Annotated in this window: 12 protein-coding genes and 1 pseudogene; 6 read left to right on the forward strand and 7 right to left on the reverse strand. The window is 37.7% G+C overall.

Annotated features, from left to right (window positions below):
- On the forward strand, nt 1–320 hold a 320-nt coding region (locus tag GCCT14_RS05440), incomplete at its 5' end, for a hypothetical protein (RefSeq protein WP_204592935.1).
- A gap of 25 nt (nt 321–345) precedes the next feature.
- On the opposite strand, the gene GCCT14_RS02605 is transcribed toward GCCT14_RS05440, so the two are convergent.
- Nucleotides 346–906: a hypothetical protein gene (locus GCCT14_RS02605; RefSeq protein WP_108624118.1), complete on the reverse strand. Its 561-nt coding sequence runs from the start codon at nt 904–906 to the stop codon at nt 346–348.
- A 58-nt stretch (nt 907–964) separates the two neighbouring features.
- On the opposite strand from GCCT14_RS02605, the gene GCCT14_RS02610 reads away from it, so the two are divergent.
- Complete coding sequence (locus GCCT14_RS02610; protein WP_204592936.1) at nt 965–1498, forward strand: hypothetical protein; 534 nt, start codon at nt 965–967, stop codon at nt 1496–1498.
- A 413-nt stretch (nt 1499–1911) separates the two neighbouring features.
- Here the strand turns inward: GCCT14_RS02610 and GCCT14_RS02615 are convergent, their stop codons facing one another.
- The 5 genes from GCCT14_RS02615 to GCCT14_RS02635 all read right to left on the reverse strand — a co-directional run bounded on the left by GCCT14_RS02615 (nt 1912) and on the right by GCCT14_RS02635 (nt 6543).
- The gene (locus tag GCCT14_RS02615) at nt 1912–2661 is read right to left on the reverse strand and encodes a hypothetical protein (RefSeq protein WP_108624120.1); all 750 of its coding nucleotides are present in this window, start codon (nt 2659–2661) and stop codon (nt 1912–1914) included.
- A 299-nt stretch (nt 2662–2960) separates the two neighbouring features.
- A complete protein-coding gene (locus GCCT14_RS02620; RefSeq protein WP_108624121.1) occupies nt 2961–3851 on the reverse strand; it encodes a hypothetical protein in 891 nt (296 codons plus the stop codon).
- 244 nt (nt 3852–4095) lie between these two features.
- Nucleotides 4096–4431: a hypothetical protein gene (locus GCCT14_RS02625; protein WP_108624122.1), complete on the reverse strand. Its 336-nt coding sequence runs from the start codon at nt 4429–4431 to the stop codon at nt 4096–4098.
- Between the two features lie 502 nt (nt 4432–4933).
- On the reverse strand, nt 4934–5866 hold the full coding sequence (locus GCCT14_RS02630) for a tyrosine-type recombinase/integrase (RefSeq protein ID WP_108624123.1): 933 nt from the start codon (nt 5864–5866) through the stop codon (nt 4934–4936).
- Nucleotides 5827–6543, reverse strand: a complete 717-nt coding sequence (locus GCCT14_RS02635; RefSeq protein WP_239978359.1) for a putative quorum-sensing-regulated virulence factor — start codon at nt 6541–6543, stop codon at nt 5827–5829. Before GCCT14_RS02635 ends, GCCT14_RS02630 begins: the two co-directional genes overlap by 40 nt.
- 58 nt (nt 6544–6601) lie before the next feature.
- Here GCCT14_RS02635 and GCCT14_RS02640 point away from each other — a divergent pair, with 58 nt between their 5' ends.
- The 4 genes from GCCT14_RS02640 (at nt 6602) to GCCT14_RS05625 (ending at nt 9084) form a co-directional block, all read left to right on the forward strand.
- Nucleotides 6602–7204, forward strand: coding sequence for a hypothetical protein (locus tag GCCT14_RS02640; RefSeq protein ID WP_157952521.1), 603 nt, complete (start codon nt 6602–6604; stop codon nt 7202–7204).
- 229 nt (nt 7205–7433) lie between these two features.
- Nucleotides 7434–7607, forward strand: coding sequence for a 30S ribosomal protein S21 (gene rpsU / locus GCCT14_RS02645; protein WP_108624128.1), 174 nt, complete (start codon nt 7434–7436; stop codon nt 7605–7607).
- Nucleotides 7608–7657: 50 nt separating this feature from the next.
- The gene (gene dnaJ / locus GCCT14_RS02650; RefSeq protein ID WP_108624126.1) at nt 7658–8800 is read left to right on the forward strand and encodes a molecular chaperone DnaJ; all 1143 of its coding nucleotides are present in this window, start codon (nt 7658–7660) and stop codon (nt 8798–8800) included.
- 20 nt (nt 8801–8820) lie between these two features.
- A complete protein-coding gene (locus tag GCCT14_RS05625; RefSeq protein ID WP_108624127.1) occupies nt 8821–9084 on the forward strand; it encodes an MBL fold metallo-hydrolase in 264 nt (87 codons plus the stop codon).
- Here the strand turns inward: GCCT14_RS05625 and GCCT14_RS05630 are convergent.
- Nucleotides 9030–9141: pseudogene (locus GCCT14_RS05630) on the reverse strand (DnaJ domain-containing protein); the annotation flags it as partial. The gene GCCT14_RS05625 and the pseudogene GCCT14_RS05630 overlap by 55 nt on opposite strands.

The raw sequence follows: 9141 nt of genomic DNA on the forward strand, positions 1-9141 counted from the left end.
CTACGTTAACCTTCAAGGCGCCATTCACAAAAGACTTTTTTCATCTCACTTTTAGAAGAAGTTCCAAATATATTTTTCTGGCGATTATGATTGTAGCTTTTCTTTTGTGTATATGTAAGTACATGAATGCAATTTTCTTTTTTATAAAGATATTAAAAAGAGAAGATGTAGACCTTCAAGAGGATCTTCAAAAAAATAAAGAGCCAAGAACAGACGATTCATGTACCGAAAAACCAAAACAAAAAACTGAATACGCACTTGAAAGCGATCATCAACGTGTTATGCTCGAACAGTCACAAAGAAGAAGGCTGGAAATCTGAAAGAGTCCCTATTCATTTGAATAGGTCATTTTTTCCTTGAAAACCAACGCCTCTTCTTCCCTCCGTCTTTTTCATCTTTCCCTTGCTCTTTAGGATCTTGTTTCACTGCAGGCGACGTCTCAGAAGCAGGATCTCCAGGTGTAGTTTTTTCAGGTTTGGAAGATGGCTTAGGTCCGGGCAAGGTCGTTGCTTCTTTCTTAGGAGGAGTAGGAGCCGCTGGCGCCGTATCAGCTACTGGTGTAGGAGCCGCTGATGTTGAAGGCTCAAGAGATGGCTTAGCAGTTGGCGATGATTTTTTAGTTCGTGATGGCATTTGTTCGATTGCTAACGCAAGTGCCTTTTCAAGATCTCCTTTAGTTTTGTCAAGTTTCTTATCTATCTTTTCTTCAAGCCTTCTTTCTAGTTTTTCGAGTTTGGCAATGCTACTTTCGCAAGATTTTTTGACTTTGCTCATGCTGCTCAATGCATCATTTACTTCATCCATCTTATCATCTACATCGTCCATTTTAACATCTACGCGCTCTTGCACCTTTTTCTCAATTTCTTCGCTTTTTTCTTCGAGTTTGTCTGAGAAAGAATCAATCACGAATAAGCAAAGTCTTTTTAAGCAGTTAAATATACAAAACAAAAATAGTGCTAGTAGAATGAATAAGAAAAGGCCCTTGAAGATTTGTGAAAACGAAAAACAAGACTCTTTGGTTAAAGAAGCCGCATTCATACTTGCAAGTCTAACAGAACTCGGCACTGACTTTGATGATGAAACCGATTCTGTGGCCAAGGTAGCTAGTTTAGATGGAGCGAATTTAGATGGTAATGTCGCCGCATGTTTCCCGGTCAACGCAATTATAGGGTATACCTTCTTCGCTGGGGCAAGGGGGATAGAGGCTCTAAATCCAGGACTTATCGCATTCCCAAAGGAAAACATTCGAAAAAAAGTGTTCATATCGCTCTGCTACCTAGTGATTGAAAAGCGGGCTTGGAAACGACCTTGCAATCTATTTGCTGAGGTGCATCCATTATTGCTCATTCATCGAATGAAATTTTATGTGTATTCATTCGAAGAATTTTCTCATGGCGCGCGGATTGTAACGTACAGAGCATTTTCAATGCTAGTGAAGGCTTTGCGTGGGAAATTCTGCTTATTTTCTATAACAACTTTACTTTGCAAAACGACTTAAATAACGATATGAAATATGCGATGTTTTCAAATTCATATGAAAATAAATTATATTGATTTAATCCACGCTTTGCATGGCTCATAATCCCCAAATGTATCTTTTGCATGCCTTCTAATGCTCAGAGGACTAATTTCGATATAGTTTGTATAGATAACAAAATACCGATTAGAACATATCAAATTAAATTCTAATCTGGAATGCGATAAGCAAAACAATCGATCTATCGAACGAGCCATAATGCACAAAACCGTTTGTTTGCTAGTTGTGGACTTTAGACTATACATGAATGGGAAGGCTTGGAATGAGGTCACATGACGCTTTCTTGGCGAGCCAGATTGATATTTGTTATGCTCTGGCTTTGCGAGTTAATATTTTAAAATGTATATATATCATCTTCTTACCCATTTGCTTTGTTAATCTGTTCCTTCACGCTGAGTTGTATCAGGCGATGATGCTTCAGTTTCTCTTTGTGATTCATCTTCTTCTGGTGATGACTCTGTATGTGGCGTTTGCCCTTGTGTAGCACTCCTGTCCATTAAATTATCAAACATACTACTCAATGAAAATTCCATTTCACGTTGTAAATCATTTTCAATTAACCTAAGACCTTGATATGCCCTCTCTAGAAGGTCACTATGAATTTCCCTCAATCTTATTCTCATTTCGTTTAGCAGATAGTCAGCCATGCTATTAAGTCCGTATGAAAAGTCGTATTTCAGCTCATCATTGATAATGTGGAGGTGTTCATAGATTGTGTTTTGCATTTCTATTTCAAGTCGGCCAATCCTTTCTGATATCGAAGATATAATCTCATATGAATTATGAAATTTCTTATCAATTTCACTGTTCAGTTCATCAATTTTGGCTCGTAGATTTCTGTCAATCTCATCAAGCCTTGAATTCATTTGCTCTCGTAATTTTTGTTCAATGATTTGAGCTTGTTCATCTACTTTGGTGAAGAAATATTTTGTTATTCGTGCGATGGCCTTCTTCAGTACTCTAAATAAGAGTAAGAGAAAAAGTACAATTAAAAGTATCAGACAAATACACTTAATTTTTCTTTGAAAATCGATAGACTTTACTGAAAGAAAAGAAGATGAATTCATGCCTTGAAGAGTAGATTTTGCTCCAAATGGGAGGTTGAAACCTCTCCGAATTATCATAGTCAGTCTGAAAAATGTTTTTATTGGCGTAAACGTGGTGTTCTGTGTCTGTCCATATATTATTGGATTCTTAAAGAAGTTTTTTTGAAAAAAGGCTCGCACGTTACTCTCAAGTATTTTATTGATTCTGCTTGTGAAAAAGGATAGTAGTGTAGTCTTTCGTTAAAGAGAGGAATTTATGGCTTTAAAATAGAACATTGTATGTTGCGAATATGAATATCTTACGATGCGATATGTGTAAATAATATAGATTCAGATTTCATGAAGATAATTGAGACGATTTAACATATAATCACAAATTATGATTTGTCTTGACGTTTTGATGTGCCTTTACTACTTTCGGCCGCACGGCTTGATCTAAGTCTTAGGTTAAGTTCTTCTAGAAGAGATTCTTGCAAATTTTGCAACCTGGTCTCCAGAGCTTGTTCTAAGCTAATGACTCTAGCAGCTAATCTAGCCTCTAACTCGCGTTGACTATCAAGCAGACTGGCTTGTTCACTTTTTTTCAGTTTTTTAAATGATTTTGTTTTGCTTTCTTGTAATGCATCTTCGAGATCTTTTATTTTCCCATTGATGCTTGCTACATCGCCACTCATATTGCTAGTAACGGTTTCTAACTGACTTTTAAGACTTTCGATTTGCTTCACAAGATTATTAATTTTCTTATCTATATTTTGATGAATTTTTTGCAAATCTTTAGCAAGGCCAGATGTAATTTGTCCATGAAGTTCTTTGCACATGTTCTTTATGCTTCGTGCGACTTCATCTTTCATGCTTCTGCGAATTTCTTCTGCGCCAGACAAATCAATAGGTTTTAACTCTTTATCTGGACTAACTGGAGGCAATGTCTTGGGTTTGGTCTTTGACGGAGGTGAAGGTGGAGGTGGTTGTTCAGGATATAGGCATTTTAAAATGATTGGATACAGTTTTTTCATACACCAAATTAAACAAAATAAGAAAAACGAAATAGCAAAGAATAAATAAATGTAATTTAAACTTTTACCAAATGGAGGAATGTTATATTTAATATGCTCAGGTGTTGCTCTTAGTAAATGTGAAGTCTCTGATACAGCACGTTCAAAAACATGCCTTTTAAGAAAAAAATAATTGCATTTGTTTGTTTGTAAAAAAGGCCTGTATAGAGGCCCTATTGGACAATAAGAGAATATTTTTCTACAACATGCATACATGATATTTCACTGTTTGTAATACGAAAGTTCGACAAAGGCTCTGGTGTTTTCCCAATAGATCGGAACTTATTAAAGAATAGGTGTCATAACGTACACACGAGAATTTACGACTTCTCTTTTTGGAAAGAGATCTATTTTGTTGTTCTGGATCATTCATATTATACCATTCGTCAATCGAATGCTATATATACAAATAACATATACGAAGATGTCACTAATATAGTTAAGCAATTGCAACTTGAATTCACTCACGATGTATCTCTGCTACTTCCCGTGTCTGCTGTATTGATTCAACTCTTTGTGTAAGCTCTGCCATAATCAGCTCATACATTATTTGCAATCTTCCATCCAGGGCTCGTCCTGATTGAATTGCTGTATTATTTGCTCTTTCAAGTTTTTTTATTTTTTTATTAATGCTCGCTATGTCCTGTTTCAATCCACTAGAAGCGATGTTTATTTTATTAAGCTCATTTATTTGCTGTTGAAGCTTGTCTATATTTTGTTGAATAGTTTGCAGATTATTTTGAGTAAGTGATTTAGGCCATAGTAGCTTTGAAATAGTTGAGTACAGCTTTTTCATGCATCCAATCAGACAAAGCAAGCAAAACAGCAATAAATATAATTTGAAATATTTATTAAATGAAGGAATATATATTTAATATGCTTGGTCATTGCCTTTCGTAAAGGTAAAATCTCTGATACAGCACTTTCAAAAACATATCTTTTAAGAAAGAAATAATTGCATTTGTTTGTAAGAAAAACTTGTGCGCAGGCCTTATTGGACAACAAGAGAACATTTTTCTACAACATGCATACATGCTGTTTACACTGATTGTAATACTGAAGCTCGATCATTAAAGAGGTTCCGGTGTTTTTTTAGAATAGTTGAATTTTAGTAAATTGTATAAGATATCTGCATGACATATACACAAGTACATTACATGAATCCGAATTCATACTTTTATGGCTTTCTCTTCGGACGAGTGAGCTGTTTTGTTGTAGTGAAATCCATGTGTAAGTTATTGCCATAATCAGCTCCTACGTTATTTGCAATCCATCTTCCATGACTTGTTGGTTTCTTTTTAAGAAAGTAGACCATTTGGATCAGGGTGGAGAGAGTCGAATGAATTTTGAATTTGATCTAAAACAGTATGTGTATAACGTTCTGTTGTGGATATGTCTGCATGTCCCAGTAATTCTTGGATTACACGAATATTGGCTCCATTAATGAGAAGATGCGTTGCAAAACTGTGTCTTAGGCTGTGTGGAGAGATTGTTTTAGAACAAACCATAGCAGATAGATCTCTAATACGTTTCCATGCTTGTTCTCTGGTCATTCTTCTTTTTCTTTTATTCAAAAGTAAAGAATCAGTCGACGGTTTGTGATCTTTTCTTTTCTCTAAATATAGAATTAAGTCTTTATTAAATGATTCTTGAAGAGGAACTAAACGTTCTTTTTTGCCTTTCCCATATACACGTAGAACGTCTCCTTGAATAGCATCTAGATTTAACTGGCACGCTTCAGATACTCGTAGACCGTGTCCATAGAGAAGATGTATGAGAATACGATCTCTTAAAGAGAAAAACGACATTCCATTGCATGCATTTAATAGTGCCATAGCATCTTCTAATGGAATGGATTTTGGTAAACGATCACGAAAAACAGGTGTGGAAATAAGATCAGGGGGAGATCTTGTATGAGAGGGCCAAATACATTCTGTCTTTAAAAAATTCCAAAATGATCTAAGAGATTCGATCTTTCTTTTAATGGAAGAAGGGCGAAGATTGTTTTGTATTTGTTTAAGAAATTTAAGCAAATGCTCTTGAGTTACTTCAACAGGTGAACAAACCTTAGAAAAAGATAAGAATTGTCTTGTGTCACTAACATATGCCTTTTTTGTTTCTACTGAATATCCAAGTTCTCTAAGTAGAAAATGACCAAAATCTATCAAAAGAAGTTCGCATGTAGAATTTCTTATATTAGCTTCAAAGTTTTTAATTCTTCTTTTAACCATTGATTTTGTGTCTTCTCAAGAGCTCCGCTTTCATTAAGCCACTTCAGATATGATGAAGGAATTTCTTGTAGTGGTTTACCATGATGTTTTCCAAAAGGCATAATGCCTTTTGATACTCTATCTGCAACGTCTGGCTCATCTAATTTTTTCAGTATTATCTCAAGAGGTAAATCACCTACTAGATCAGAAAAGACTTCAAATAGAGTTAAAACGTCATCCATAGCTCTATGGGCCTGATTGTTAGGAATTCCAAATGTCTCTCTTAAAAATTGTAGAGAATGACGAGGTAGGTCAGATCGGTATTTTCTTGCCCATTGTAAAGTGTCAACAGTTAGCCAATGTTTTGGCAAATCTAGATCAAAACGCTTGAGTTCGTTTTCTATGAATGGAATATCAAACTGTTTACCATTATGAGCAATCAAGACTGGCGTACCTTCCATGCTACAAAATTTTAAGAAGTCAGATCCAATTTTATCAAAAGAAGGTGCTTCTGCCACCATGTGGTCATAGATGCCGTGAATTGCAGACGCATCAGAAGGAATCTGTTGCCCTGGGCAGACCAAGGATGTAAACTTTTCTCCACTTGCTGGACAAAACGCAGCGATTTCGACGATCCGATCTTTATTCAAGTCAAGTCCGGTCGTTTCGATGTCAAAAAAAACAGCATTAAGTTGCAATGGGGTTCTCCCAATCATTTACTTAAACTAAGAAGGATCTTTACCGTTGGGAGGGATTTTGTCTACACTGGTCATTGATTTTTCTTCTCGTCAGCTTGTTTGCGCTGTATGCAATGAAGAGAACTTACTTGCTGGAGGAGTATTTCATAACATTTCTTCGTGTGATCAACTTCCAATCCAGTTACACGAAGTTATTCAATCTTGTTCTGTTGACCGGATAGTTTTGGGACATGGGCCTGGATCGTATACAGGGATACGAGTCTCTTCAGTTGTTGCTCAAACATTCGGTTACTGCAAGCAAATCCCTATATTTCCAGTTTGTAGCTTAAAAGGACTCCTTACAAAAAATCTGTCAGCACAAGATTATCTTCTCATTGCTATGACAGGTCGATCGCGTTATCATGGTATTCGTTTTAATGCAGATATGCTTTGTTGGGGGGAGCCTTCTGTCTATTCTTGGGGACAAATCGAAACGATTATCTCTGAACGTCAGTTTGAAATTTGCGCCTCTTTTCCCGCGCCTTTTTCACCAAGTAATTGGCAACAGGTGGAATTAGACCCTATAGCACTTATTCGAGAGGCATCTCCCGTTGGTCTGCACCCAAGCAATCTTTATGAAGGGCTTGAAATGCATTACACTATTGAAGCTCCAACCTTGTAAGGGTTATTCTCGAGCATTTATCGGGGTTGAAACTTTATTTTTGACCTATTTAAGATCGACTTGAGGTTAGTGGGTATAGGTAGCTGTTTGAACACGTTTTCGTGAGGGGTTGTAGGGAGTCCAAGGTGGTGATGCATCTATTTGCGTCGTGTGTTGCGATTCGCTTATGGATAAAATTGTGTGCTATCTTGGTTTTCTTGTGTTTTTAGTAAAGGAGATTCGATCCAGAATGTCGTATGTCAAGTTGCGCCCGGGAGATTCCTTGGACAAGGCTCTGAGAACCTTAAAGAAAAAATTAGATAAGGAAGGTGTAATGAAATGTGCTCGAGCACGTCGTTTCTATGACAAACCTTCCGTAAAAAGAAGAGCGAAATCAAAGGCGGCTCTTAAATACAAAAGATAGGCTCCGTTTCGGAGTCTTTTTCCGAGTAACACGTTCTACCATTGTGATCTATGAGTGATTATTACGATTTGTTAGGAATTTCCAAAACAGCTTCCGAAGAGGAGATCAAAAAGGCTTATCGGAAGCAGGCCGTCAGATATCATCCGGACAAGAATCCGGACGATGTTGAAGCAGAGAAAAAATTTAAGGAAATCTCTGAGGCCTATGAAGTCCTAAGCAATCCTGAAAAACGGCAAATGTATGACAGGTACGGCAAAGAAGGGCTTCAGTCTGGTGGTTTTGGCGATGCTGGATTTGGCAACTTTTCATCGATGGAAGACGCCCTCAGGACTTTCATGGGGGCTTTTGGTGGAGGAGGCGATTCCCTTTTCGATCTCTTTGGTGGTGGAGGAGAGGTGCATGCTCAGCAAAGAAAATATCCAGATAAGAAGGTGTCCGTTTCTATTTCATTTGAAGAGGCTTTTCGTGGAGTCAGCAAGACTTTAGTAATAAGTGGTTGGATTCCGTGTGCGAAATGTGATGCAACAGGTGCCGCTTCAAAATCTGATATTCGTACATGTTCGGCATGTAATGGAACTGGGCAGACGGTTCAGACAAGAGGCTTTTTTACAATGGCTATGACTTGTGGCCATTGTCGTGGAGAGGGCAAACGAATTCTAAAAAGTTGTAATTTTTGCTCTGGTCATGGTCGTGTTAAGGAAGCTCAAGATGTTCGTTTTCACATTCCACCTGGGGTGAGTTCAGGGGTTCGTTTGAGAGTGGCTGGATTCGGTGATGCACCTTCAGGAGGAGGCCCTAGGAGCGACTTGTATGTAGAAATTGAAGTGCGCTCTCATGAAGTTTTTTCAAGGGAGGGGGATCATCTACTTGTGACTTTGCCATTGACTTTTGTAGAAGCTTCTATGGGCTGTGAAAAAGAGATCCCTACTTTTTCCAAATTGTGTCGAGTAAAGATTCCAGAAGGCACACAAAGCGGGAAGCAATTCTTTGTTAGGGGACAAGGTTTCCCACATCTTCAAGGAAGAGGTTCTGGAGATTTGAAAGTGAATGTAATAGTCGAAACGCCACAAAATCTCTCAGCTGAGCAGAAGGATCTTCTTAAGAGATTCGGGGAGCTTTCTCGCTTAGAACAGACTCCTGGTTGTTCCAATTTTTGGAACAGAATTAAGCGTTTTTTTGGATCTGAAGGTTAGATTTTTGTGATGGAGGGGTAGTGGTTGTTTTCTGCCCCTTAGCATCTGGCTCGAGTGGTAATGCTACTTACATTAAGACAGATCGTTTTTCTCTACTTGTTGATGCTGGGTGCAGCTGTGAAGTTTTAGAAGAGAGGCTTCACTTGCTTATCAAAAGCGACTGTAAATCGCCTTTAGACGCTATCTTAATCTCTCATGAGCATATTGATCATATATCTGCTCTTGAGAAGATTTCCTTAAATTTTTTCTCTGCTTCAACATCGTCCGGATTCTTGTCCGGATGATATCTGACGGCCTGCTTCCGATAAGCCTTTTTGATCTCCTCTTCGGAAGCTGTTTTG

The sequence above is a fragment of the Candidatus Similichlamydia epinepheli genome, from assembly GCF_003056015.1.